Here is a 26,619-nt window from a genome sequence, read left to right on the forward strand (position 1 = left end):
GGAGTGGACAACTTCTTCTCATTCTTTAAATTCTTTTTATCGATTTAATTCGCGCATCCCAAACCGTTTCAATCTCTCCGTCTTTCTTGGTGATCTCCGCCATGCAGCGATCAGGACTGAGCCAACTTAATATCCCGTTAATTTTTCCATCCGTTCTCGTGATGATTTCTACTGCTTCTCCCTTACACTGCAATAGTGTTCTGCGAATTTCTTCACCCACCTGAGGGCCTCCCATTAGCCAGCATCTCTTCTTTATCGTTTTTTAGCCTTATTTTACGCTTGAGGGCCTCATAAAGTAAATGTTCTTAGATATCCAATTATGTCGTAAAACAGCCAAAAAAGTATAATGAAAAGGTTTACAACCTTCTTGCAATCAAGCAAGATAAGATTTTCGAAGATTTTCCCCGTTTTTCAATTTCAGCATAGATATACATAAACATGTTGAGTTGAGTCATTTTCCTTTTGAGAGATACAATATAAGTTGACTGCTTAAATGGACGAATGGAGGAGGAAAAAGCTAATGAATAAAAATATATCGATTATTGGGGTTCCGATGGATTTGGGTGCAGATCGCCGAGGGGTTGATATGGGTCCAAGTGCGATCCGCTATGCTGGCGTAAAAAAGCGACTTGAATCAATAGGCTACAATATTGTAGATACAGGGGATTTGCGCGTGCCGACTCCAGAGGCGTATCCCATCATTCACCACAATCTAAAGTACTTAGCCGAAATCACCAAGGTCAATGCGGAGCTTGCTGAAGTCGTCGATCAGGAAATGCAAAAAGGCCGCTTTCCCTTAGTCATTGGCGGGGACCATAGCATTGCTATAGGGACAATTGCCGGACTCGCTAAGCATAAGAAAAACATGGGCGTGATCTGGTATGATGCCCATGGTGACTTGAATACGGGTGAAACGTCCCCTTCAGGGAATATCCATGGGATGTCCCTGGCTGTTTCTTTAGGCATTGGCCATCCTGACTTAACGAAAATTGGAGGGTTTGCCCCGAAGATCAAGCCGGAGCATGCGGTAATTATTGGCGCCCGTGACCTCGATGCCGGCGAGCGCGAACTGATCAAGCAGATTGGACTAAAGGTATTCACCATGCATGAAATTGATCGCTTAGGAATGCCAAGAGTGATGGAAGAAGCGATCTCGATTGCTTCGAAAGGAACGGATGGGGTGCACCTAAGCCTCGATTTGGATGGCCTGGATCCTCACGACTGCCCGGGGGTAGGTACGCCTGTTATCGGAGGAATTTCTTATCGCGAGAGCCATTTAGCGATGGAAATGCTAGCCGAGTCGGATATCCTGACTTCAGCGGAGTTTGTAGAAGTAAACCCGATCCTGGATGTCCAAAATAAAACGGCTAAAGTTGCCGTCGCTTTGATGAGTTCCGCATTTGGGGATAAGCTGTTATAATAAATAAACGTGGAAGTAGAAGTGGGTGTCTGTGAAACGACACCTTCTTTCTTTGGTTTTGAGGAATAATCCGCATTTTTGATTTTTACCAATGCAATCTTGCACCACTGAGGCACAATCTGGATTTAAATTTTTAAATCCATTCTTGAAACTTTTATAGCAAGCCTCCGTATATTACATTAGACCTAAAGGGTAAGGGATAGCCATGGGCTCGATCGAAGAAAAGTTAATAAAGAAAATTGCAAAAGGTGACCGCGACGCATTTGCGGAACTGGTTGAGCTTTATAAAGATAAGGTTTACCAGGTTTCCTACCGAATGCTCGGTAATTCCCAGGAAGCGGAAGATGTGGCGCAAGAGACATTTTTGCGGGTTTATGCCAATATTGGCAACTATGACCCGAGCTACAAGTTCTCGACTTGGATCTACCGCATTGCGACCAATCTCTGCATCGATAATCTTCGGAAGAGAAAGCAGGTTTATTCCTTAGATAAGCAGGTAGAGGGAACGGATGGGCTAGATTGGCATGACCGTTTGGCGGATCAGGGGCCGAGTCCGGAAGAGAGCTTGCTGACAGGGGAGCTACAGGGCCAAGTACAGGAAGCGATCGGAAGTTTAACTCCCAAGTATCGGTCAATTATTACCTTGCGATATATCGAAGATTTATCCCTGAACGAAATCAGCGAAGTACTGAAGCTCCCCGTTTCAACCATTAAAACGAGAATCCATCGCGGAAGGGAAGCTCTTCGGAAAAAGCTCAATTTCTAATCCTACGGTTCTGGAAGGAGGGTGCAATATGAATTGCGAACAGGCGGCTCGACAGATTCACGACTATTTGGATGAAGTTATCAGCCAACATGATGAACAGGAACTAAAAAAACATCTTCTTCAGTGCATGGACTGCAAGAGGAGATTCCATTCGCTTCAGCAGACGATAGCTATCGTCCAAAGCGCATCTCACATCTATGCTCCCCATGATTTTACTGACCGCGTCTTGGCCGCCCTTCCGAAAGAAACCGCCATGCAATTATGGAAGAAGAGGCTACAGCGACATCCGTTCCTTGTAGCGGCTTCCCTGTTTGTCTTGATGATGGCAGGAAGTACGACCGCCTATTGGTATGAGGATAATCAGTTCCAGTTGTCCGCGGAACAGATGCAAAAGCTGGAGATCGACAATGCCGGAAACAACATCATTGTGCCTGCCAACAGTGTAGTGAGTGGCGACATTGTCGTAAGGAATGCGGATATAACGGTAGAAGGACAAGTTCAGGGCAATGTTGTAGCCATTGATGGAAGAATCTATCTTGCTTCAACGGGACAAATTACCGGAGAAAGAGAAGAAATCCACCAAGCCGTAGAATGGGTCTGGTACAATCTGAAAAAAGTGGCTTATCAGATCATTCCTTAGGGGCACGGGAAAACCGTGTCCTATTTATATAACTAAATAGCCAAAACGTACAACTATTCCCACACATGGTGTATACTAAGGGATAAAGACAAAAAATGGGGGATGTACTATCATGGGTCCACTGCCGAATATGATTGACTATTTGAGTGATGCCATCGATATTCTCCTTGTCACCTATTTGATCTATAAATTGATTATCGTCCTAAGAGGTACACGTGCCATCCAGCTGTTTAAAGGTATTATCGTTATTGTTCTTACTTGGCTGGTAAGTACGTACTTTGGACTTCGAACCCTGCAGTGGTTGATGTCACAGGCCCTCAATATCGGGCTTCTGGCGATTTTGATCATCTTCCAGCCAGAGCTGCGCAGAGCGCTTGAGCAGCTGGGCCGCGGAGGATTTTTTTCCCGTTCCCACCAACCGGATGATCAGATTGCACTAAGGGTTGTCGGAGAAACCATTAAGGCCCTGCAGTATATGGCAAAAAGAAGGATTGGGGCATTGATCGTCATTGAGAAGGAGACGGGTTTGGCCGATTATATTGAGACAGGGATTGAGATTGGCGGGAAGGTCAGCTCGGAACTGTTAATCAATATCTTTATTCCAAACACCCCGCTGCACGATGGGGCTCTCATCGTTCGCAAAGACATGGTCATGGCAGCAGGTTGCTACCTGCCCTTATCGGAAAATCCGATGATCAATAAAGAGCTGGGGACAAGGCATCGGGCGGCCATTGGAATGAGTGAAGTATCCGATGCGATCGCCTTGATTGTTTCTGAGGAAACAGGTCAAATATCGATCGCAAGAAACAGCGAGCTAAATCGTGATCTGTCAGAGGAACAACTGCGGGAATACCTTCTGCTGGAGCTGCAGCCTCCCGTTAAAGCGAACGTCCCACTTTGGCAACGAAGGGGGAAAAAATCAGATGGATAGACTGTTGGGCAATAACAATGTTGTGAAGATTGTAGCGCTGTTGCTCGCCATTTCCTTATGGTTTGTCGTAAATGGGGGAGAGACAAGCCCTTCTTCCCCTCAGTATAAACGAGCGGTAGAAACCTACCGCATCAGTGAGGTCAGCTTAACGGCCAAAGTAGATAAGAATCGGTTCGCGATTGTAAAAATGCCAAAAACGGTCACAGTGGAATTAAAGGGTGCTCCAGCCTCCTTAAATCAAAACATCGATCCGAATGACTATGAGGTATACGTTGATCTGAGCAGCTATAAGAAAGGGACTTGGATGGTTCCGGTTAATTTTTCTGGCTTTCCGAGTGACCTCACCGTAAGGACTCTTCCGGAGAAGGTGGAAGTTGTACTGGAAGAAAAACAAATGGTAGAAAAAGAGGTTACTGCTCAGTTCATTGGCAATATTGCTGGCGGTTATTCTCTAGGTGAAGCAATTATGAAGCCAAAGAAGGTTCATGTCACCTTACCTGAGAGCAAAATCAAGAATATCGGCCAAGTTCAGGCTTCGATCAATGTGGAAGCAGCCAAGGATCTTGTGGAGCAAACGGTTCCTCTTCGGGTTCTGGATAAAAACGGAAACGTGATGGAGGCGGAGATCAATCCGGCTGTCGTAGAAATCCGGGTTCCGGTGACTAGCCCTTATAAAATGCTGCCAGTCAAGCTGAGCTATATTAATCAGCCGCCGCCAGGCTACAGTATCGAGAGCATACGGCTGGTTACGGATAAAATTACGGTTTACGGCCCTGTAGAGGTGATTGATAAAATGAACTTCTACCCTGGACCGCAGATTGACCTGTCAACCTTTACAGAGGATCGCTATTTGCAATTAAAAGTGCCTCTGCTGCCGAATGTCGTCAAAACCGAGCCTGATTTCATTGAATTGGAAATCAAGGTATCCAAAGCGGCAGAAAAAACCATTGAGAGCATTCCAATTAGCGTAACAGGTTTAGGCACAGGGCTCAGGGCTACCTTCCTTCGTCCAGCAGACGGATTAATTGACCTGACATTGGCCGGTTCATCCGATAACATGAATGAACTCAGCCGAGAAGATATCGATTTATTTGTAGATGTCAGCAATTTGCCCCCTGGCGAACACGAAGTGCCTGTGCATATGAATTTGCCGTCTTTTGTAACAGCCAAGGAAGAAGCGGATGCGCTGCGTGCGCAAGTCAATATTCAAAGAGAAGAATAAGGTATACCATCATATAGTAAAGACACATAGGAAAGGGAGAGTCACAATGGGTAAATATTTTGGAACGGATGGAGTGAGGGGAGTCGCTAACAAGGAATTGACTCCTGAACTTGCGTTCAAACTTGGGCGTTGTGGTGGATACGTATTAACCAAAGATAAAAAGGAAAGTCGTCCAAAGGTGATCATCGGTCGCGACACGCGTATTTCCGGTCATATGCTGGAAGGCGCCCTTGTCGCCGGACTATTGTCCATCGGGGTGGAAGTCATGCGCTTAGGCGTGATTTCCACGCCCGGAGTAGCTTTTTTAACCCGAGCGCTGGGAGCTGACGCAGGGGTGATGATTTCTGCTTCGCATAATCCTGTGCCGGATAACGGAATTAAGTTTTTCGGCGGAGATGGCTTCAAGCTCTCGGATGAAATGGAGCTGGAAATCGAGGGCTTATTAGATGCGGAGGAAGATCAGCTGCCTCGCCCGGTGGGAGCCGAAATGGGAGCCGTTATGGACTACCGCGAAGGTGGCCAAAAATATATTTCTTATCTCAAGACCTCGGTCAAAAACAACTTCGATGGGCTGAAAGTCGTTTTAGACTGCGCCAATGGGGCGGTATCTTCGATTGCGCCACAGTTGTTCTGTGACCTAGGGGCAGATACGGTTTTGATTGCCAATAACCCTGATGGCCTGAACATCAATGAAGGCTGCGGATCGACCCATCCAGAAAAGCTTCAGCAAGCGGTATTGGAGCATAAAGCAGACCTCGGCTTATCTTTTGATGGGGATGCAGACCGTCTGATCGCTGTCGATGAGAAAGGAAATCTCGTGGACGGAGATCATATCATGTATATCCTGGCTGAGGCGATGTCCAAGACATTGCGCCTAAAGCAGAACACCGTGGTCTCAACCGTCATGAGCAACATCGGGTTTTACAAGGCAATTGAACAAGCCGGCATCGAAGCGAAGCAAACCAAGGTGGGAGACCGCTATGTAATGGAAGAAATGATTAAAGGCGGGTACAATCTAGGTGGCGAGCAATCGGGACATATTATCATGCTGGACTACAATACAACGGGTGACGGTATGCTCACTGGCATTCAGCTGCTGGATGTTTTGGTAAGCGAAGGAAAGCCACTCTCCGAGTTAGCCGCTCGCATGAGAAAGTTCCCGCAAATCCTGATCAATGTTCGAGTGGAGGATAAGTCCAAACTCAACGGGAACCAACGAGTTGAGCAGGCCATCCGCGATGTGGAAGAAAAGCTGGGGGACAGCGGCCGCGTGTTGGTACGCCCATCTGGAACCGAACCGATTGTTCGGGTTATGGCAGAAGGCCCGGATGAAGCATTGCTTCAAAAATACGTGGACAGCATCGTGGAAGTCGTGAAGATCGAATTATCGTAAGGGGCAGGGATTGCCTTTCACATTACGGGAGAAACTCCGACTATTTTTAAAGATGAGGACTTTTTGGCGAAAATAAGCGGAGAAAGTCCGGTTATTTCTCTAAAACATAGAAGAAAACCATGATTTTGGAGGTTTAGCCGGAAAAACTCCCGCTATTCCTTAACCAATCTCCGGTTTATTTCCGTGGAATATGTTTCTTTAGTGTGTTTCACAGAAATAGTCGGGGATTTTTCTGTTTTCTACGGAACGTTAGTTAAAATAAAACATATACTTAAACTATCCCTAAGGTCTATCATCATTTATCTTTGGGATAAAAGGCAATTGTGTAAAGTTCTATGGCTGTGTTATGATATTCTCTATATGAAGGGAGGGAGTGAAGGTTTTAACGTTTTTTGAAACTCAGATTTATTGAAAAGCGCCAGGACTATTCCTCCTGAATCGGAACTTGGGGAATAGTTGACGAGGAGGAGGTTTATCGATGTTTTCGGCGGATGCCTCCCGGCAGATGGATTGCTGCCGCATAGTAAGCCTACAAAACAGAGGGGTGACCCTTTGAACAAAAGGCTTGCCTAATCCAACAATGAAAAATGGAATGACGGGGGTAACCTCCCGTCCAAAAAGGAAGTTTACCCCCGTCTTAGATGAAGGGGAGAATTCGTATGTGCGGAATCGTAGGATATATTGGAAATAGAGAAGCTCAACAAATTTTAGTTAATGGATTAAGCAAATTGGAATATCGCGGCTATGACTCAGCAGGTGTAGCTATTTATAACGGGAAAGCCATTTCGACCCGAAAGGCAGAAGGGCGCTTGGCTATACTAGAAGCATCCCTCAATGCAGAGCCTATCCAAGGAACGATAGGAATTGGCCATACTCGTTGGGCTACTCATGGACGCCCATCCGATGAAAACTCCCACCCTCACATGGATATGTCCGGTAAGTTTGCCGTTGTTCATAATGGGATTATCGAAAACTACATGGAGCTGAAGGAAGAGCTTATGGCAAAAGGAGTGGCTTTCCTCTCTGAAACGGATACAGAGGTCATCGCTCATCTTGTCGCGGATCTTTATGATGGGGACATTGTATCCACCGTCCGCAAGGCCACCAAGCTCTTGCGCGGCGCTTACGCCATTGGTGTGGTTACGCAGCATGAACCGGATAAGCTCGTAGCGGTTCGATTTGCAAGTCCGCTCATTGTTGGACTTGGCAAGGGTGAGAATTTCATTGGTTCTGACATCCCAGCGATCTTAGAGCATACACGAGATGTGTATATCTTAAATGATGGAGATATGGCAGTCCTAACGAAAGACGGCATTAGCTTGTCTGTGACAGCAACAGGGGAACCGATTGAGCGTGAAGTGTACCGTGTCGAGTGGGATATGGTTCAGGCTGAGAAAGAGGGCTTTGATCATTTTATGCTCAAAGAAATCTACGAACAGCCTCGAGCATTCCGCAATACCATGGTCAGCCGCATTGATGAGCAGGCGAAGAAAGTGGTATTGGAAGGACTGACACTCACCCCTGAGCGGATTAATGAGTTAGATAAGATCTTCATTGTGGCCTGCGGGACGGCTTACCATGCTGGTTTGGTCGGAAAGTATGTCATCGAAGAATTAGCTCGTATCCCGGTGGAAGTGGATGTAGCTTCTGAATTCCGATATCGCCGTCCGATCATCAATGACAAGACGCTAGTTATCGTCGTCAGCCAATCTGGAGAAACAGCGGATACCCTTGCAGCTCTTCGTGAAGCCCAGCGTTTGGGAGCTAAAGTCGTGGCCATCACCAATGTAGTAGGAAGCTCTATCGCTCGTGATGCGGACGATGTGATTGCGACGATGGCAGGTCCGGAAATCGCCGTAGCCTCTACGAAGGCCTATACATCGCAATTGATTGCTTTCTATCTCCTTGGGCTTTATATGGGTCAAGCGAAAGAAACTCTCTCTGAACAGCTTCGCGAATCCATGATCGAAGCGATAGAGCAGCTGCCGGAGCAAGCAGAAATCTTGTTGAAGCAAGCGGACGAAATTCGCCTATTTGCAGAATCTATTAAGAACCACAAAAGCCTGTTCTTCATTGGTCGGGGTATCGACTATGCTGTAGCTTTGGAAGGCTCATTAAAGCTTAAGGAGATTTCCTATATCCACTCCGAAGCGTATGCGGCAGGAGAGTTGAAGCATGGAACTTTGGCATTGATCGAAGAAGGCATACCAGTGATTGCCTTAGCGACCCAAGAAGAACTGAATGAAAAGATGGTAAGCAACATTAAAGAAGTAAAAGCACGTGGAGCTCATGTATTGGGCATTGCCTTAGAAGGAGATAAGGAGATCGTAAAGTCGGTTGACGAAGTCTCGTATATCCCATCGACCCTGCCATTATTGACTCCAGCGCTATCCGTCATTCCATTGCAATTATTGTCTTACTACACCTCCTTGGCACTAGGAAACGACGTCGACAAGCCTCGTAACCTAGCAAAGAGCGTGACAGTGGAGTAGAGTGTAATGCTTAAAGAATCCCGACTACATTTCTCTAAATGTGGTCGGGATTTTTAGTATTCATGAGGAAAAGCCAGTACCAGCAGACTAAATAGATTAACGCCTTTTCCTTTTTTTAACATTACTTATGGTTTCTCCGTCATAAAGATTATATAATCTGCTTTTCGGTTCAAAAATGCTCTGGGAAGGCCATAGTCCATGATGTCCGGAGAAGATGTAGCTGGTTAGGCATGCAATAAAAAAGTATTGTGTCCCTTTTCCACCAAACATCTCAACAGCCAAGAGAAAGGCTGCTATAGGAGTATTAGCACCGCCACAAAAAGTAGCAATTAAGCTAAAGCGGCGAGGAAGGACATGGGTAAATCAATTATGCCAGATAAGGTATTACCCAAGGTTGCACCTATAAAAAATAAAGGGATTGCTTCTCCGCCAACAAAGCCCGTTCCCAGAGTAATTGCAGTAAATACCAGCTTGGCTAGAAAAGAGTAGGGTGGAACATTTTCTTTAAAGGATTGCTCCAGCATTTCTAACCCACGGCCATTATAGTCTTTAGATTCTATCATGAGTGTTAATATGACAATGATGACTCCCCCGATAAAAGCGCGCAGCATATGATTTTTATTTAAATGTTTCTCAGACATATGTTGTATACCATGTCTCAATTGGCAGTATAGAACACTAACAAGACTAAAGATAATGGATACAAGGAGTAAAATAAGAACCCCACCAATGACAATAACGATAGCTTTCCATATGAAATGCAAATCTGGATCCACGACCTTGTCCTCCTTATAAAGCTCTCTCTGATATGTTTTTTACCAAACCCATAAATATGTATCCCAAAATAAAATGGATAGTAATCCCAATGTAGTAAATCTTATTGAATTATCCTGTTTAAAAATAGGCTGGAAAAATAAGTGAATACTAAAAGTGTGATGAAATGGAGGTCATACGCCGATGATAATGAGTATAAAGTCGAAGAAGGTGGATACTGATGACTTATCAAGAAGGATTAAACCAAGTAGATGAAGCAACTCAAAAAATTACTGAGGCCAATGAGTTAGTTGTTGAAGCAATAATGAACGCTTTTTTATTTACATGGCAATGGTGGATAGCTTTAGCGATGTTAATTGTTCCTTGGATGATCTGGGGGTTATACCGCAACAGAGAAAGTTCAGCTCGTATTTTTTCCGCTGGTTTGTTGGTAATGGCCTTATCAGAAATCCTTGATACGGTTGGTATTAGTTTTGGAAACTGGGCATACCCAGTGAAAGTCATACCAGTGGCTACTATAAACTTTTCATTTCGGCTTTCTGTTTTGCCTGTATTCGCGATGCTGTTGTTGCAATTTAAACCTCGCTTCAATCCGTATATAAAAGCTATGTTCTTCGGTGGATTTGGTGCGTATGTGGGACTACCATTGTTAGCTATGATGGATTTATACAAGAAAATGGATTGGGCTTATACTTATTCATTCTTTATTATGATTTCTATGTACTTGTTGGCCCATTGGTTCAGCCGAATGAACAGCTTTGAAAAAATTCAACTAAATCATGCGGAAGATAACGGTCGAAAGCTTAACTTGGACTTTTTACGAGGAAAAGAAAAAATACGATAAAAGAGAAGATGAATAGTAAGGTTTATTAAATTAGGGAATTATAGGGGAAAGTAACTCGATGAATTTTCCATATGCTTAATTCTTAGTTCAGGTGATTCCAGTTGATAAAAAAAATTATGTATACAATGTTTATGCTTTATGTCCTTACAGGTTGTGGAACTACTATGGATCATCCTAGGCTTCAGTCTTTACCTCCTAGCACACCAACAGGTAAAAAGATTATAGTTATAGTGGTGGATTCACTTTTAGAAGAACCGTTACAAACTCTAATGGCACAGAACCGACTACCTGCTTTTTCTTTTCTTAAGGAAAATGGATGGTATACAAGCCGAGCGATCAGTTCCTTTCCCACGATGTCCGTTTCAATTGAAAGCACTATGCTTACAGGGAGTTATCCCGATAAGCACCAAATACCTGGCCTAAGATGGTACGATACGAGGGAAAATAGATTGGTTAACTATGGAGATGGTTTTTTTCCTACCTTGACAAGTGGCGTTCAGCAAGTCATGGAAGATAGCCTCTTTCATCTTAATAACACACATCTTAATAAAGAAGTGTTGACTATTCATGAAGAGCTTGACCAACAGGGCAAATCGTCCGCATCCATCAATGCACTTGTCTATAGGGGGACTCATTTACAAACGTTGCGTATCCCTGCGTTTAAGGATGTTCAAACGATGGCGCCGCCTTATTTTGTACTAGGGACATTTCACCATTCAGAAAAAACGAATGTTGGAAAGCAATACCTCAATTCTTATGGTGTGAATGACGATGTTTCTATTCATCATTTGGTCCAATTGATCAAAGAAAATGCTTTGCCAGCTTTTACAATGGTTTATTTGCCGGATATGGATCATGATGGCCATAAGCATGGCGCCAATTTAACAGATACTGTCATCCAAACAGATACCCGCTTGCAAAAGATCCTCAATTCGTTTGGATCATGGGAGAAAGCGTTGCAGGACCATGTTTTTATTGTGATGGGAGACAGCGGGGTATCAACAACAATTGATGATAGGCAAGAAGCTATTATTGACCTGGAGTCCCTTTTTGGGAATTGGCAAATAACCAAACCAGGGAATACAGCTTCAGGTGATGAGTTGGCTTTAGCGGTTAACGGGAGAATGGCCTATGTTTATGCTCTTCAAGAAAACATTAAGCTGACTGATTTAACCAATCTTGCAGTGGCGGACCCTCGGTTTGATACCATAAGCCAAAAGAACGGTGAGTGGATTGAAGTGATTCAAGGTGGAACCAATAAACAGCTTAGATTTCGTTTAGGCAGCACCTACGCGGATGAATTTTTGCAGAAGTGGGATATCGAAGGGGATTGGAGTGTACTCGATCTTCGTATGGATCATAATCACCAGATCCAGTATGGTGCGTATCCGGATGGTTTGATGCAGCTTTATGCAGCCCATCATTCCCATCCAGGAAGATTTATGATCTTAACTACCCAACCGGGATTCGAAGTGACAGGAGAAAATTCCCCTACGCATGTTGGTGGGGGAAATCACGGTTCTTTTCATATGGTGGACTCCTATTTTCCTATGTTTATTTCAGGGACGGAGAAAAAGCCAAAAACATGGAGAATTGTAGATTTGAAATCCTTTATATTAGATGTATTAAAATGAAACCTATAAAAAAGGACACGATCAACAAATTGGTCGTGTTCTTTTTTCTTTTAGATAGTTTGACAAAAAAACGGCCAATAAGCCGAATTTACGTCAATGTAGCCAAAAAAGTGTCAAAAAAATGTACTAAATTAAACATAGTGTAAGCGTTTTATATTGGCATCATTTTTGCAATTGTATATTAGCGTAAAAATTAATTAATAAGGGAGTTGTTTAATAATGGGAGATCAAGTATTCGGATTTTATATGCCAAGCGTAAACCTGATGGGAATAGGGGCTGTTAAAGAAGTAGGGGACCGGATCAAGTCCTTAGGCCGCTCAAAGGCATTGATCGTAACTGATGCAGGTTTATTTAAATTCGGTGTAGCCGACCAGATTGCTGGTTATATTCGAGAGGCAGGAGTAGAAGCTGCGATTTTCCCTGGTGCCGAACCCAATCCGACTGATAAAAACGTTGAGGCGGGTCTTGTCGAGTTCAAAAATGAAGGCTGTGACATTATTGTATCTTTAGGGGGAGGAAGCTCTCACGATTGTGCAAAGGGGATTGGCTTGGTTGCAGCCAATGGCGGAAAGATTCATGACTACGAAGGGGTTGATCAATCGAAGTCCCCAATGATTCCGATGATTGCCATTAACACAACGTCGGGTACGGCCAGCGAAATGACTCGTTTCTGCATTATTACCGATTCCGAACGTCATGTCAAAATGGCTATTGTGGACAAGCATGTCACCCCTACGATTTCCATTAACGATCCGATGTTAACGGTGAAAAAGCCACCAGCTTTAACGGCAGCAACGGGGATGGATGCGTTGACACATGCAGTGGAAGCGTACGTATCGACGGCGGCAACTCCGATCACGGATGCTTGTGCCCTTCAAGCGATCCGGTTAATTAGCAAAAATTTGCGGGCAGCCGTAGCGAATGGAGAAGATATTCATGCCCGTGACAATATGTCTTACGCTCAGCTGTTAGCTGGTATGGCCTTTAACAATGCATCATTAGGCTATGTGCATGGGATTGCCCATCAATTTGGAGGATTTTATAACTTGCCGCATGGTGTTTGTAATGCCATTCTCTTACCTCACGTAGAAAGATTCAACTTAATTGCATGCCCTGAGCGTTTTGTAGATATTGCTATTGCTTTAGGAGAGGATGTAAGCGGTCTCTCTACTCGTGCAGCAGCAGAAAAGGCATTGGAAGCTATCGTTACTTTGGCACAAGATGTTAACATTCCTCGTGGATTTGCTGAACTGGGTGCGAAGGAAGAGGATATCCCGCTTTTAGCAGAAAACGCTATGAAGGATGCTTGCTCGTTTACCAATCCAAGGAAAGCAACCCTGGAAGAACTTCAAGCTATCATTCGTGCAGCATATTAAACTTCAAACTTAGGGGAAGGGGAGTCGCTGCCTAGGTGACTTCCTTTTATTTGATACGTTCAAAATGCTCGCCTATATGACGGTAAATTCAGGCATAGAGAGTAATGTTATGGGGGTAAACCTGCAAGAGTCCGTAATCGATCTAGAGAGAGTAGATAGCGAAAAAATACAAGCGATTTCCTGTAACTAAGAGTGAACATAAAAAAGAGGAAGAACAATAGCCGTTCTTCCTTGATGGGATACGGAGAGAGACTTAAAATCTCAACCTATAAAGGGTGGAGTATCAAATATTCCATATTCTTGCGTCTAACGCGAAGCAAGAATAGTAGTATTTGATAGAGATACACAGGGCGAGAAACTGTCGATTAATGCTTAAGGTGGATTTTAGATAACAGGAGAAACTCCGGTTATTTTAAAAAATGATGTTTCTAGAGGATTAACCGGAGAAACCCCGCTTATTTTATATTTTGGCCCAAACCGTTGAATAGTCGGAAAAATTCCCGTTATCATCACTCCTAAAAAACTACCTTTATTAAATCATCAGATGTTGTTAGCGCTTCTTCTTAATATAATCAAAAAGCCCTTTTGCGCCCACCTCCAAATCCAGTTGAATCATCGAATAAACGGAATCATTGGTTGAAATTCCTCTATCGGTTAACCAATCCTCCACCTGCTGGTACAATCGGGCTGCGATGGCCTCTTCACTTTTCTCGTCAGTAAAGGCTTGTTCGGCCGTGTTTAGGAAAAGTGGAAGCCAATATTCGAGCTGGCGATACACCTCGCTGGGTTCTTCGGACATGCCGAAATGACCGAAATAAATACGATCGACATTCAGTTGACGAATTCGCTCCATGGATTCCATCATGTCTTCTGGATTAAATTGGTTTGGTGAAGTAGAGGGTAAATACAGCGCAGCTCCTTGTTGAACGAGCTCTGGATAATAAACACCAATCGTATCTCCAGTAAAGATCCCGTTACTTACAGAATCATAAATACTAAAATGGTGGTTGGCATGACCTGGTGTGTCCAGAAATTGCAGTAGGCAATGGGGACCAATACGTAAAGTGTCTTGATCTGCCATGGTAATCAGCTTATCTTCCGGAATCGGTAAGATTGGATCGAAAAGTTCATCAAATTTTTCTCCGTAGACAGCTCGAGCTCCCTCAATCAACCGTTGTGGGTGGGCTAAATGTCTAGCTCCTTTAGGATGGACGACGACATTGCCGTTTGGGCAGCTTTTTAGCAGTAATCCTGCACCGCCGGAATGATCGAGGTGAATATGAGTGACAATAATGTATCGGACTTCCTTAGGATCTAAACCTAAATCTTGGAGTCCTCGTAATATATAAGGTACCGAGGGGCTGGCACTGGTTTCAACTAGTGTCAGCTGTTCTTCACAAATCACGTAGGTACCTGTTCTGCCGGCAACTCCTAGATCGTATCCGTCTACCAAATGAATTCGATTTCCTAAATCAATGAGGCGTCTTGGCTGCAACATAAAGGAAACCTCTTATATCCAACTATATTTGTATTGATGATCTCTGAATGGACTTGCTTGTTTCACGACCTTCAATGGACGGAATGTATCGATCATGACGGCTAGTTCAATGGTTTCCTTTTTGCCTAGGCTGGCTTCAATCGTACCCGGATGAGGACCATGGGGAATGCCGCATGGATGAAGGGTGAGGGACTCTTCGCCAACCCCTTTGCGGCTCATAAAGTTGCCTTGTACATAATAGAGCACTTCATCGCTGTCCACATTGCTATGATAATACGGAGTAGGAACCGCCTCTGGATGATAATCATATAAACGCGGAACAAAAGAGCAAATGACAAAGTTGTTCGCTTCAAAGGTCTGATGAATCGGTGGCGGCATGTGAATCCGTCCGGTAATTGGCTCGAAATCTGCAATATTGAAGATATAAGGGAAAATATATCCGTCCCAGCCCACGACATCCAAGGGGTGGTGATTCAAGATATGGGAGTGCAAATATCCCCTTGATTTCGTTCTGACTTCATACTCGCCAATGTCAGTATGGGTTTCCAATACTTCAGGGCCTTTGATGTCGCGTTCACAAAACGGGCTATGTTCAAGAAGCTGTCCATGGTTATTCCGATAACGCTTGGGCGTGGTAATCCAACTGGTCGTTTCCACCACGAGGAACTTGGATTTTCCCGCATCCGGCACAACGCGATAGACGGTTCCGACAGGGATCACGATGTAATCACCAGGTTGATAGTTTAGTGTTCCAAAGAGAGTTTCAATTTTCCCCGTTCCGTGATGGACAAACAACAGTTCATCCCCATCCCCATTTCGATAGAAATAGCCCATCTTTTCCGTTGGATTCACCACCGCGATGAATAGATCCTCATTTCCAAGCAAGTACTGTCTACCGGCCACGGCATCACTGGTTTCCGTGTATTGGTTGGAGAGCAAGTGAATAGGGGAAAGATCACTTTGTTCTTCGAATTCGACTCGGCAATCGGCTAGCAGCTCGGATTTGACGATTCGGGTTGGTGGATTATGATGATACAGGATGGATTGCATCCCGGAAAATCCTTTAGTCCCCATGACCTGTTCTCTATATAAAGATCCGTCTGGTTTTCGGAAAATCGTATGTCTCTTCTTGGGGATTTCACCCATTTGACGATAAAATGGCATAATATGTTATCCTCCCACTCAAAGTAATTGATATTTATGAATTCAATGCCGGAAGAACACGCCCGTTCACTTCACCAAATCCGATCCGGTAGCCGTCGCCCTCACACCAGCCTGTAATCGTAAGTTGGTCGCCGTCCTCGATCCAGACCCGTTGCTCTCCGTTCGACATTTGAATCGGTTCGGCTCCACGCCAGGTTGACTCGAGCAGGCAGCCCCGTGATTCTTTCTCCGGTCCACTAATCGTACCTGAGGCTAAAAGGTCTCCCGTACGCAAGTTACATCCACCAACCGTATGATGGGCGATTTGCTGAGCCATGCTCCAGTAGAGGTGATGGAAGTTGGTAGTGCAGATGCGTTGGGATTCCGCCATATTTTCTCCCTGAAGATGGACTTCCAAATGGATATCGAAGGCACTTGGCCTGGACTGTTTCAAATAGGGAAGAGGCTCAGGGCTTTGTTCCGGTCCTTCGACCCGAAAAGGTTCTAACGCATCGATCGGAACAATCCAAGGGGAAATCGATGTCGCAAAATTCTTCGAAAGAAACGGCCCAAGCGGCTGGTACTCCCAAGCTTGAATATCTCGCGCGCTCCAATCATTCACAAGAACGAGACCGAAAATATGCTCCTCGGCATTCTCCACAGAGATCTGTTCACCTTGCGCATTTCCTGGTCCGATTAACCATCCCATCTCTAGTTCATAGTCCAATTGACGTGAAGGTCCAAATAGAGGTTCCGTGGCGTCCGCGGGTTTCATCTGTCCAAGAGGGCGACGCACATCCGTACCGCTAAGGACAACGGAACTCGCACGGCCGTGATAGCCTACAGGGAGGTGAGTCCAATTGGGCATTAATGCATTGTCTTTGCCGCGAAACATGATCCCTACGTTGGAAGCATGATATTTAGAGGCATAAAAGTCCGTATAGTCACCGATATGGGCAGGGAGAAGCATCTGTACTTCACTTTGATTGAACAAAGCTGCTTCGCGAAGGGCTTGATCATCCCGCAGTGTAGCCTCGTCCGCACTCAATAATCGTTGGACTTGTTCTCGAACTTCTCGCCAAGCTGGTCGTCCAAGGGCCATATAGGCATTTAGGGTTGGCTGATGGAAAACTTCTTTCCCGGCCACGGCAGTCGAGCGGAAGTGTCCGGCTTCATCTAAGGCCGCTAGATCAAGTACATAGTCACCGATCGCGACGCCGACGCGAGGGGCCCCTCCGGTTCTAGGGCGGAACACGCCATACGGAAGATTCTGAATCGGGAAGTGGGAATGAGATGCCACTTCTATAAAGGAACGCAACATACTAAAACCTCCATTATGTTATAAAATCTGTAGGGCCTGCAGGTCTTCCCGCGGCTCATCGAAGCTGCAGCTTCCATAGGAACGTAGCTGGGTTGCGCGCAGCTTATCAATATCTGAAAGCAAGATGCTTTTATCTTTCCAGGCCAGTCCTTCTGCCGTAAAAGAAAAATGGGAGGCCTCTTCTTCGGTGAGGATTTGCTCCGTTTCCAACAAGGTCAAGTGATGCTTATGGGCCAGCATCCCCGCCGTGAAGACATTGACAAATCCGTACATTTTGGTCTCTACCTCAGCCCGGTACATCCGGATCGGATGATGCAAGCCCGCCGTAAATTTCATAGGGATCCCACGATCACGACATCCGATGAGAGCAGCCGCCACTTGTTCAGGGGTAGGAAAGGCATTGGCCGTAACTCCGCCGGTTCTGAGTTTAAAACCAAGAACAGAATCATTCGATTCATTATGTTGAGCGATAGCGTTTAAGGTTTCCTCCAAATAGCGTCGCCAATCGCTACTCGATAGTAATGGTATCTCGCAAAAGGCAACCATGCCCCGTTTAGCGGTCTTCACCCCTATGATCTTCAGTAAACCTTCATCTGGGACGATAGGGGGCAGGGCAAATTCGAGCACATCCACCTTCACAGAATCTCCATGCCGCTCGCAAAAAGACAACGTGGTATCCAAGTCGGCGCCTATGGTTTGCAGGCAATCCCACTTATCCGAACTTTTACTGCCTACGACCGCGCAATGTAAGGGACGCTCGGGAGTAAACAATGATACATACCGGTCTAATTCATTTATTCGTGCCGCTGGGATAATGAATCGTCCTAGCATCCATGAATCTTTACTATTCTGATAGGCAGCGTAGTATCGAATGGCAGGTTCGAGTGGTAAATTCGCCGGTGGAAACAGCCCGGCATAATCGATGAGGTGGCTCATGAAAGGGTGAATTCCCCCTTGGGGTAATAGACATTCCTTTTCAGACGTGCCGTTTGATAGTGAAGTCCTTAATTTCATGACAGTTCACTCCTTATTTAGAATGCAGGAAATGGCATGTTCCTGCCCTAAAATGATTTTTTATAGATTCCCTCTACGTTCTTGTTCTCTTTCAATCGATTCAAAGAGGGCTTTAAAGTTCCCTTCACCAAATCCTCTCGAACCTTTCCGTTGAATGATTTCAATAAATAAAGTAGGTCGGTCTACGATGGGTTTTGTGAAGATTTGCAGAAGATAGCCTTCATCATCGCGATCTACGAGAATCTTCAACTCGCGTAGCTTTTCCATATCCTCATCAATATTGCCTACCCTTTCCGCTAACATCTCATAATAGCTGTCTGGAGTATCCAGAAAGTCAATTCCATTGGCACGAAGGGCTTTGACCGTGGAGACGATATCATTGGTTAAAAGGGCAAGATGCTGTACTCCGGCTCCGTTATAATACTCCAGATACTCTTGGATCTGCGATTTGCGCTTCCCATCTGCTGGTTCGTTAATCGGGAACTTGATCCGTCCGCCGTTGGTCATGACCTTGGACATCAAAGCCGAATACTCCGTGTTAATATCTTGATCCGTAAAGTTAATCATGGCATAAAAGCCCATGACAATTTCATAATAAGACACCCATTCTTCCATCTGTTCGACATTACCTACTGCGTGGTCCACCGCGATTAATCCGGTTTCTTGATAGGCGATTTCAAACTCAACCGGCTGGTATCCTGGGATAAACAAGCCTTTATAGTCTTTTCGCTCAATTAAGGAGTGAATGGTATCGCCATACGTTCCAATAATGGCCTTTTTGACTGTACCCTGTTCATCTGTATACTCCTGAGGAGCTTGAATTGGAATCGCTCCACGAGAAACGGCTTCGCTATACGCTTTTTCAACGTCTTCTACACGAAGGGCAATATCTTTTACGCCATCTCCATGTGTTTTAACAAAGTCTGCAATGGGATGATCCGAAGATAAAGCACCGGAAACGACAAAACGCATTTTCTTTTGCTCCAATACATACGAAACCTTATCTCGTTGGCCTGTCTCTAAACCAGAATAGGCTACGGGTTTAAAACCAAATCCCTTGCAGAGGTAGTGCAGGGTCTGTTTGGCATTCCCTACATAAAACTCAACGTAGTCAACATCTTGAATAGGGAAAAATTCTGGATCCTTTATGTTTTTTCCGGCAACGGCTTGTTTTTGCATAATATAAAATCCTCCTAGTTATAATATTCAAATATTGTATACAAAACTAAAATATGAATTGTGTACGATATCCGAAGATTTGATTAACGTGATTATATACCGGTTAAAAATTTCTTGCAAAAACATACACTGATGTGAAAATGAGGATGTGTATAAACGCTTCAATGCGTTAAATGAATCAATTAAACTTAGCACTTAAATAAGAAGTAGTAACTTAGAAGCAAGGTTAACACTGTAGCAAATGGAAAAAAGTATTGACAAATGCAAAAAAATGATCAAGAATAGCAACCATAGACAGAAGAGTTCAGACTGTTTGAAAATTGATGCGTTAGGTGGTGATAGACGAAGTCCTAGAAGGTACTTAACAACGGAATACATCTAACCAAGTATCATGACAGCTCAAAATGTATACATTATCTGAATATTAAATACGGAAGTGAGATATTTGATTTGAAAGGGGGTGAATACATGGCAAGTCAGATTAAGTTTTGCAGAACCAATTATTCCAATGGAACGGAGTTTATTAAAGATAAATTAGAGAGTAGCCTAGGAATTGAGGTTCAAGAAGAGGCTTGTTTAGGAAACTGTGGACAATGTTACTTAGAAAGTTTTGTTGTGTTGGATGGGGAATTTTTAGCTATAACCACCTATGATGAACTCGTAGAGAGGTTAGATTAGAAATTTTTATCACGGTATGATACAGTATTATTAATAATTGATATGAATTCATAAAAAATGACGCATACATTATCTGATTATTATAAAAACCGTATTAGGTGTGATAAATAATGAAAAGCAAAGAGGTTCAGTCGGAAACCCTTCAAACACAAGTTTACGAATACTTGCGCGAAAAAATTATAAACGGTTACATTCCTCCAGGCCAGCGGTTACTCGAACAGAAAATTTCACAAGAGACCGGGATTAGTCGAAGTCCTATCCGTGAAGCCATCCGCCGCTTGGCTAGCTCTGGACTCGTAGACGTAAATCCACACGGGGGAGTACGGGTTTATCGAGCAACGTTTGACGATTTTAAGCACCTATACGAATGCCGGGTCAGTTTAGAGCCAACAGCAGCCCGTTTGGCAGCGATTCGGATGAATGAAATCCAGCGAGCTCAGTTGAACACCTTGATGTATGAAATGAATGGTGCAGTTGAAAAAAATGATATAGAAAACCTGAAAATATTAGGTAGTCGTTTTCACAACATGATCTTAGAAGGAAGCGGAAATCCCCGCTTAATCCAAATGATGAAACAACTATATGATTTAACCCAATTCTACAGAAAGGCCGTACTGAATATTCCTCGACGGGTCCAAGAAGGTGGTTATGAACATCAAGCTATATGGGAAGCCATTCGGAAACGAGAGGGTGAACTGGCTGAACAGTCTATGAAAAAACATATTGAATCAGACTTTCAATACTATGTTTCGGAGTACCGAAACACTTCAGGGGAGAATGGAAGCTACGAGTTAAATGAAACAGAAACAGATGATTGGTAAAAAGAATTTATAACTCATGCTATATAAATGGAGAGTGAACAATGATGAGATTTCCAAAGGAGTTAGTCATTCGGGACGTAACATTAAGGGATGGGCTCCAGAATGAGTCTAAGTTCGTAGCAACAGATGATAAGCTAAGCTGGATTGAGCGTTTGGTAGAGTCAGGGTTTAAACGCCTAGAAGTCACTTCGTTTGTCCATCCGAAATGGGTTCCCACTATGCGAGATGCAGATGAGCTAGCCGCTCGATTGCCTTTTCGCGAGGGAGTTAGTTACGAGGCACTCGTACCTAATCGACGCGGATTGGATCGGCTGCTAAGTACGGGGCTTCACGGAGCTATCTTTGTTATATCGGCTAGTACCCATCATAATCAGGCGAACCTAAATCGGACAACAGATGAATCCTTAGATGAGATTAAGGGTCTGGTAGAAGACACGATTCGTCATGGAAAAAAGGCCATCGGAGGCATTGCCACAGCTTTTGTTTGTCCTTATTCAGGGATCGTGCCCTACTCGGAAGTGGAGAAAATTGCGCAACGCTTGGTTGAAAGCGGTGTAAACGAAATTGGCCTGGGTGATACCATTGGTAAGGCAACTCCGAAAATGGTGTATGAGTATTGCAGCCGTCTAATGGAGCGTTTTCCGGATGTACCGATTAGCCTCCATCTCCACGACACATACGGATATGGATTAGCTAACATTTTGGCAGCTGTCCAAGCAGGGATTCAGGTCTTTGATGTAGCACAAGCCGGTTTAGGAGGCTGTCCATTTGCTCCAGGTTCACCAGGCAACCTTCAGGCAAGTCGTGTCGTAGAATTTTTAGAGTATCAGGAGATTAAAACGGGACTTCAATTAGATCAGTTAAAGAAATTTGATTCCGAATTTCCTACGCTGCTGCTAAACAGTGAATTAGTCGTAAAAGGATAACCAGCTATATAGTTATATTTTCACTTGTCATTTAACGTATACATTATCAGAATATTATAACCAGATAGAGAGGGATGAGTCTTATATGAAAAAACCATTAGAAGGAATTCGCGTGTTGGAACTAGGTAACTATGTAGCAGCGCCTTTTGCTGGGAAGCTTATGGCTGAATTTGGAGCTGAAGTCATTAAAGTAGAAGATCCAAAGACTGGAGATTCATTGCGCAGTTGGCATGCTATGCATGGGGACACGGCTATTTGGTGGTATGTCCAGTCAAGGAATAAAAAGTCCGTGACGATCGATCTTCGTGTACCGGAAGGCCAGGAAATGATTCGGGAACTTGCCAAAGAGGTTGATGTGGTTTTAGAAAATTTCCGTCCAGGAACGTTAGAAAAATGGGCGATTGGCTACGAGGATTTAAAGAAAATCAATCCAAGTATTATCATGGCCCGCATTTCTGGATTTGGTCAAACAGGTCCTTACCGGGATAAAGGAGGATTCGGTAGTGTCGGTGAAGCCATGGGCGGGCTGCGTCAGTTGGTAGGTTTTCCGGATCGTCCGCCGGTTAGAGTAGGAATCGCCTTAGGGGACTCCGTTTCTGGTTTGTATGCCGTTATTGGTACATTAATGGCTTTACGGGCTCGGGATAACGATCCATCCAGAAAAGGTCAATTTATAGATATTGCTTTATATGAGTCCGTATTTTCTTTAATGGAAGGCTTACTGCCCGAGTATGATCTGAAAGGGCTGCTTCGGGAGAGAACCGGTACAACGGTAAAAGGTTTTGCCCCTTCTAATATCTATCTTTGCTCGGATGGCAAATATATGGTGATCGGGGCCAATGGGGACGGTCTCTATAAAAAGTTAATGAATGCCATTGGACGTCCAGATTTGGCGGAGGATGAACGATTTGCTAACAATCAGGGAAGGGTCAGGGAAGCTGATTTTCTCGATGGTGTTATTGGCGAGTGGACAGCCCAACACACCCTAAAAGAGGTTCAGAAAGTAATGGATGAACAAGGAATCCCCGCGGGGCCTATCTACAGTATGGAGGATATCGTTCAGGATGAGCATTATCGTGCACGCAATATGCTAGAGACGGTTACTTTGCCAGATGGAGAAAAAGTACTGGTTCCAGGGATTGTACCGAAGTTATCTGAAACACCAGGTGAAATCCAATGGATTGGTCCTAAGCTAGGCCAACATAACGAAGAAATTCTAGGCAAGAAGATGAGTGTTAAGTAAAAGTTTTAGGCTAATGCCTCCTAGGGTTATCAGATCATTTAAATCAAAAAAATTCTCTGATAACCCGTACATTCAGGAGCTTTGAAGTCCGCGTTTTGATAGAATTGAAATATTATTAATCAAACATATGAATAAGGCCTTTAGATAGTATTGTTGTAACCGGTACCAAAAATATATTCTTATAGAAGGGAAGTAATCTATGCTAGCTATATTGGGTTATCTGATGGTTGTCATCTTCCTGTATTTTATTATAACAAAGCGCCTTTCTCCGTTTACCGGATTAATCATTGTCCCCATTATCTTCGGATTAATTGGAGGTTTTGGGCTTGAATTAGGTCCACTGATAATGGAAGGTATTCAGAAATCCGCACCTACGGCAATACTCATCTTGTTTGCTATTTTGTATTTTGGAATCATGATCGATACGGGAATGTTTGATCCCATTACCAAGAGAATCGTCAAGTTCGCCAAAGGTGATCCTTTAAAAGTAATTGTTGGGTCAGCTCTTTTAGCAGGGATCGTTGGATTCGACGGGGATGGCACAACGACTATCATGATATGTGTCAGCGCTTTTCTTCCATTATATAAAAGACTAGGGATAAATCCTACGATATTGGCTATGTTAACCGTCATGCAAATTGGTATCACAACGCTAGTACCGTGGGGCGGTCCTGCCGGGCGAGCGGCGAGTGTGCTGCAACTGGATGCAACGGACCTTTATCTTGCCATGTTGCCTGGAATGATGGTTAGTTTAATCTATGTTTTATTTGTGGCTTATATTATTGGAAAGAGGGAACGAGCAAGACTTGGGATAACAGATTTAAAGATCGTCCTAGGTGCCCAAGCGGAAATAGCATCGGCAGCAGATCCAGCACTAACTGAAGCAAGTGACTTAAAGCGTCCGAAGCTAATATGGATCAATGCCATTCTATCCCTGGCGATTATGGTTGCCATTGTTCTAGAGTGGTTACCTGCCCCTGTATTGTTTATCTTTGGTACAGCCCTTGCTTTGTTAATCAACTATCCATCCTTAGAGGATCAGAGAAAGCGTATCGCAGACCATTCTTCTAATGCATTAGCAGTTACTGTGATTATCCTTGCTGCTGGGATATTTGCAGGTATTTTGAAGGGGACAGCGATGTCTGATGCTATGGCGCAAAGTTTGGTATCCCTGATTCCTGAATCATTAGGAGCCCATTTTCCAATCATAACGGCTGTGTTGAGTGCGCCAGTTCTCTTTTTCATCGGTCCCGACGCATTTTATTTCGGTATCCTTCCTATACTTACCGAAACAGCTTCCTCATATGGAATTAGTGCAATGCAAATGGGGGTAGCTTCTTTATATGGAACTTCTTTTGGTTTTATTGGGCCGTTAGTTGGAGCTATGTATTTAATGGCACATATGACAGGGATCACCTTGACAGATATTCAAAAACATGCTGCAAAGTGGTCCGTAGGGATACTTTTCATATATATCATCGTAGGTGTTATTACGGGGACTATGTCGCTATAGAATGAATAGGACACGAAAAAGAACCGGATGAAAACCGGTTCTTTTCCCATTCATTCACTGGCTTAGAATTGTAACGGTTTTATCTAATAAGTAGGAAGTGGACAATGGAGAATAGACAAAAGCTGAATAACTCCTATCTAACTTTAATAGAAACCATAAGCATTGCTTCTATTGGAGGCATCTTATTTGGGTTCATTAACTGCTGTTATGATTTGGCGGCTTACCATGGATGATGTGCAGCATAAAACAATGTCATAGGGGACTGAGATAGGGAAGAGGGTGAATCAAATCATAAGTGCCTGGAGAAACCCATCTTTATCCCCCCAATAACTGAAAATAAATGGCTGCCCTCAAGTTGGTTTTTACCCGCCTATAGGGACAGCCTCTTCGCAGTTCTAGCTTATGGTTGAAATGCTAGTATCTTTTAGCTGTGCTACAAACTCATTGAATTGCGGAATGTTGATTTGCTGTTTCGCATCAGAAAGTGCGGTTTCCGGATCGGGATGCACTTCAACCATGACCCCATCCGCGCCAATGGCTAAAGCCGCTCTTGCAGCCGGCAGCAGGATATCGCGTCTTCCTGTAGAATGAGTCACGTCGACGAATACAGGAAGATGTGTTTCTTGTTTTAGGATAGGTACGGCAGAGATATCTAGTGTATTTCTTGTCGCTTTTTCATATGTGCGAATACCACGCTCGCAAAGCATGACATTGGAATTGCCATTGTGGAGAATGTACTCTGCTGCATAAATGAATTCTTCAATAGTGGCGGACAATCCGCGCTTCAACAGAACAGGAGTGTTCACTTTTCCTGCTGCTTTTAGCAATTCAAAGTTCTGCATATTACGTGCGCCTATTTGGATGATATCCAGATATTCAGTGGCCAGCTCTATATCTGCAGGATTAACAATTTCACTGATCACCTTTAATCCGAATTCGTCACCCACTTTACGCAAGATCTCTAATCCCTCTACTCCCATACCTTGGAAGTCATAGGGGGAGGTACGAGGCTTGTAAGCTCCTCCGCGCAAGATCGAAACTCCATTAGCTTTTAATGCTTTAGCCACTTCACGAACTTGCTCTAAACTCTCTACAGAACAAGGGCCTGCTACAAGAAGAGGTTGTCCCGCAACACCCACCTGTACATTGCCGATCTCAACAATCGTATCTTCTGCTTGCTTTTTACGGCTAACGAGAAGCGTTTTTTGATTGTTAACCTTTTGCAAGTCAAGGGATGCCTTAAAAATTTGCTTGAATAAATATTGAATGGTGCTGTCTTCGAATGGTCCTTTATTATGTTCTGTAATCAAATTGAGCATATGCCGTTCGCGTTCGGGGTCGAACTTATTAATACCTTGAGCCAATTTAACTTCCCCAATCTCCTGGGAAAGGGCCGCACGTTGATTAATCAGGTCTAGGATCTGAAGATTTAGTTGATCTAGCTCAGCTCTCAATTGTTCTAGCTTGTCGTTGCTCATCTCTACTCCACCTCATCTAATAGATATGAAAATTTTAAAAATAATTATTGTGATTATAACTAATTCTACATGTATTGTCATTGAAGTAGTTTGCATCGTTAATACTTTAGCGCTTGGTAGTGTTAATGCAAAAGTAAAGAAGAGTGAAAAACTGTGAAAATGGACAATAACATGCGAAAAATCCAGGTGATGTCCGTTTTCATTGGTTTTCAATACCCATGATTGTCGTTTTCATGCCGGGATATGGACTTTGTAAATGATTAGGGAAAGATCAATAATGAAGATACAAAATAAAGAGGAGGTCGATTCCAA

Annotated in this window: 24 protein-coding genes; 16 read left to right on the top strand and 8 right to left on the bottom strand. The window is 43.9% G+C overall.

The window, feature by feature from the left end; translation table 11 throughout:
* Positions 1 to 25 precede the first annotated feature (25 nt).
* Positions 26 to 220 (bottom strand): hypothetical protein, encoded by a 195-nt coding sequence (locus tag ABLT31_RS15475; protein WP_367753113.1) that lies wholly within the window; start codon positions 218 to 220, stop codon positions 26 to 28.
* A 300-nt stretch (positions 221 to 520) separates the two neighbouring features.
* Here ABLT31_RS15475 and rocF point away from each other — a divergent pair, with 300 nt between their 5' ends.
* The 7 genes from rocF to glmS all read left to right on the top strand — a co-directional run bounded on the left by rocF (position 521) and on the right by glmS (position 8,864).
* On the top strand, positions 521 to 1,420 hold the full coding sequence (gene rocF / locus ABLT31_RS15480; protein WP_367753115.1) for an arginase: 900 nt from the start codon (positions 521 to 523) through the stop codon (positions 1,418 to 1,420).
* Positions 1,421 to 1,625: 205 nt separating this feature from the next.
* Positions 1,626 to 2,186 (top strand): RNA polymerase sigma factor SigW, encoded by a 561-nt coding sequence (gene sigW, locus ABLT31_RS15485; protein ID WP_367753117.1) that lies wholly within the window; start codon positions 1,626 to 1,628, stop codon positions 2,184 to 2,186.
* A 28-nt stretch (positions 2,187 to 2,214) separates the two neighbouring features.
* Positions 2,215 to 2,826 carry a zf-HC2 domain-containing protein gene (locus tag ABLT31_RS15490; RefSeq protein WP_367753119.1) on the top strand — a complete coding sequence of 204 codons (612 nt, stop codon included), beginning with the start codon at positions 2,215 to 2,217 and terminating at the stop codon, positions 2,824 to 2,826.
* A 112-nt stretch (positions 2,827 to 2,938) separates the two neighbouring features.
* Entirely contained in the window at positions 2,939 to 3,757 is an 819-nt protein-coding gene (gene cdaA / locus ABLT31_RS15495) for a diadenylate cyclase CdaA (RefSeq protein WP_367753121.1), read from the top strand.
* Positions 3,750 to 4,979, top strand: coding sequence for a CdaR family protein (locus ABLT31_RS15500; RefSeq protein ID WP_367753123.1), 1,230 nt, complete (start codon positions 3,750 to 3,752; stop codon positions 4,977 to 4,979). Before cdaA ends, ABLT31_RS15500 begins: the two co-directional genes overlap by 8 nt.
* A 46-nt stretch (positions 4,980 to 5,025) precedes the next feature.
* Complete coding sequence (glmM, locus tag ABLT31_RS15505; RefSeq protein WP_367753125.1) at positions 5,026 to 6,372, top strand: phosphoglucosamine mutase; 1,347 nt, start codon at positions 5,026 to 5,028, stop codon at positions 6,370 to 6,372.
* 659 nt (positions 6,373 to 7,031) lie between these two features.
* Positions 7,032 to 8,864 carry a glutamine--fructose-6-phosphate transaminase (isomerizing) gene (gene glmS, locus ABLT31_RS15510; RefSeq protein ID WP_367753127.1) on the top strand — a complete coding sequence of 611 codons (1,833 nt, stop codon included), beginning with the start codon at positions 7,032 to 7,034 and terminating at the stop codon, positions 8,862 to 8,864.
* Between the two features lie 329 nt (positions 8,865 to 9,193).
* Here the strand turns inward: glmS and ABLT31_RS15515 are convergent, their stop codons facing one another.
* Complete coding sequence (locus tag ABLT31_RS15515; RefSeq protein WP_367753130.1) at positions 9,194 to 9,640, bottom strand: chloride channel protein; 447 nt, start codon at positions 9,638 to 9,640, stop codon at positions 9,194 to 9,196.
* Between the two features lie 218 nt (positions 9,641 to 9,858).
* Here ABLT31_RS15515 and ABLT31_RS15520 point away from each other — a divergent pair, with 218 nt between their 5' ends.
* From ABLT31_RS15520 to ABLT31_RS15530, 3 genes are all read left to right on the top strand, one after another.
* Positions 9,859 to 10,482 carry a CBO0543 family protein gene (locus tag ABLT31_RS15520; protein ID WP_367753132.1) on the top strand — a complete coding sequence of 208 codons (624 nt, stop codon included), beginning with the start codon at positions 9,859 to 9,861 and terminating at the stop codon, positions 10,480 to 10,482.
* Between the two features lie 164 nt (positions 10,483 to 10,646).
* Positions 10,647 to 12,116, top strand: coding sequence for an alkaline phosphatase family protein (locus ABLT31_RS15525; protein WP_367753528.1), 1,470 nt, complete (start codon positions 10,647 to 10,649; stop codon positions 12,114 to 12,116).
* A 219-nt stretch (positions 12,117 to 12,335) separates the two neighbouring features.
* Complete coding sequence (locus tag ABLT31_RS15530; protein WP_367753134.1) at positions 12,336 to 13,493, top strand: iron-containing alcohol dehydrogenase; 1,158 nt, start codon at positions 12,336 to 12,338, stop codon at positions 13,491 to 13,493.
* A 550-nt stretch (positions 13,494 to 14,043) separates the two neighbouring features.
* On the opposite strand, the gene ABLT31_RS15535 is transcribed toward ABLT31_RS15530, so the two are convergent.
* The 5 genes from ABLT31_RS15535 to hppD form a co-directional block, all read right to left on the bottom strand.
* Positions 14,044 to 14,988, bottom strand: a complete 945-nt coding sequence (locus ABLT31_RS15535; RefSeq protein WP_462976502.1) for an MBL fold metallo-hydrolase — start codon at positions 14,986 to 14,988, stop codon at positions 14,044 to 14,046.
* A 15-nt stretch (positions 14,989 to 15,003) separates the two neighbouring features.
* Positions 15,004 to 16,155, bottom strand: coding sequence for a homogentisate 1,2-dioxygenase (locus tag ABLT31_RS15540; RefSeq protein ID WP_367753139.1), 1,152 nt, complete (start codon positions 16,153 to 16,155; stop codon positions 15,004 to 15,006).
* Between the two features lie 34 nt (positions 16,156 to 16,189).
* Positions 16,190 to 17,455 (bottom strand): fumarylacetoacetase, encoded by a 1,266-nt coding sequence (gene fahA / locus ABLT31_RS15545; RefSeq protein ID WP_367753142.1) that lies wholly within the window; start codon positions 17,453 to 17,455, stop codon positions 16,190 to 16,192.
* A gap of 18 nt (positions 17,456 to 17,473) precedes the next feature.
* Entirely contained in the window at positions 17,474 to 18,391 is a 918-nt protein-coding gene (locus ABLT31_RS15550) for a hypothetical protein (protein WP_367753144.1), read from the bottom strand.
* 138 nt (positions 18,392 to 18,529) lie between these two features.
* Entirely contained in the window at positions 18,530 to 19,648 is a 1,119-nt protein-coding gene (gene hppD, locus ABLT31_RS15555) for a 4-hydroxyphenylpyruvate dioxygenase (protein WP_367753147.1), read from the bottom strand.
* 468 nt (positions 19,649 to 20,116) lie between these two features.
* Here hppD and ABLT31_RS15560 point away from each other — a divergent pair, with 468 nt between their 5' ends.
* The 6 genes from ABLT31_RS15560 to ABLT31_RS15585 all read left to right on the top strand — a co-directional run bounded on the left by ABLT31_RS15560 (position 20,117) and on the right by ABLT31_RS15585 (position 25,062).
* Positions 20,117 to 20,326 carry a DUF1450 domain-containing protein gene (locus ABLT31_RS15560; RefSeq protein WP_367753149.1) on the top strand — a complete coding sequence of 70 codons (210 nt, stop codon included), beginning with the start codon at positions 20,117 to 20,119 and terminating at the stop codon, positions 20,324 to 20,326.
* A gap of 110 nt (positions 20,327 to 20,436) precedes the next feature.
* Complete coding sequence (locus ABLT31_RS15565) at positions 20,437 to 21,147, top strand: GntR family transcriptional regulator (RefSeq protein ID WP_367753151.1); 711 nt, start codon at positions 20,437 to 20,439, stop codon at positions 21,145 to 21,147.
* Between the two features lie 41 nt (positions 21,148 to 21,188).
* Complete coding sequence (locus ABLT31_RS15570; protein ID WP_367753153.1) at positions 21,189 to 22,073, top strand: hydroxymethylglutaryl-CoA lyase; 885 nt, start codon at positions 21,189 to 21,191, stop codon at positions 22,071 to 22,073.
* Between the two features lie 85 nt (positions 22,074 to 22,158).
* Positions 22,159 to 23,316 (top strand): CaiB/BaiF CoA transferase family protein, encoded by a 1,158-nt coding sequence (locus tag ABLT31_RS15575; protein WP_367753155.1) that lies wholly within the window; start codon positions 22,159 to 22,161, stop codon positions 23,314 to 23,316.
* A gap of 199 nt (positions 23,317 to 23,515) precedes the next feature.
* Entirely contained in the window at positions 23,516 to 24,829 is a 1,314-nt protein-coding gene (locus ABLT31_RS15580) for a CitMHS family transporter (RefSeq protein WP_367753157.1), read from the top strand.
* A 104-nt stretch (positions 24,830 to 24,933) separates the two neighbouring features.
* Positions 24,934 to 25,062, top strand: coding sequence for a hypothetical protein (locus ABLT31_RS15585; RefSeq protein ID WP_367753159.1), 129 nt, complete (start codon positions 24,934 to 24,936; stop codon positions 25,060 to 25,062).
* Positions 25,063 to 25,224: 162 nt separating this feature from the next.
* Here the strand turns inward: ABLT31_RS15585 and ABLT31_RS15590 are convergent, their stop codons facing one another.
* Positions 25,225 to 26,307: a bifunctional 3-deoxy-7-phosphoheptulonate synthase/chorismate mutase gene (locus ABLT31_RS15590; protein ID WP_367753161.1), complete on the bottom strand. Its 1,083-nt coding sequence runs from the start codon at positions 26,305 to 26,307 to the stop codon at positions 25,225 to 25,227.
* Between the last annotated feature and the right edge of the window lie 312 nt (positions 26,308 to 26,619).

Source organism: Ammoniphilus soli, assembly GCF_040813775.1.